1 protein-coding gene is annotated in these 284 nt (G+C 35.6%); it reads right to left on the reverse strand.

All coding sequences use genetic code 11. The features are described from left to right. Positions 1-284 (reverse strand): phospholipase D-like domain-containing protein (locus tag MW695_RS22365; RefSeq protein WP_247107627.1); only part of this gene is annotated, 284 nt, incomplete at both ends.

The following is a 284-nucleotide window of genomic DNA, read 5'->3' on the forward strand; positions in this document are numbered from 1 at the left end:
CCTCTTTAGCAATGGCTTTTTGAGATAGCTCATTTCGCATTTTTAGTTCAAAGCCATCGCGGTATAACTGACTCTCACGATTTAACCGTGGAATAAAGAACTCTCTTTTTTCTTTAGGCACTTTCTCTTTCGTAAATAAATCACTCGTAAACAAAAATTGAACAGCATCCGTTTTTTCTAATTCGGTTTTAAGTGCCTCATACGCATAGATTGAAAAAGATGCAGCTGCGATTTTTATTTTGCTATGAGACTTAATTTCTTGCCTCAAATCGTCTATTACTCGT

Source organism: Halalkalibacter sp. APA_J-10(15) (assembly GCF_023017105.1).
Lineage (GTDB): Bacteria > Bacillota > Bacilli > Bacillales > Bacillaceae_D > Halalkalibacter.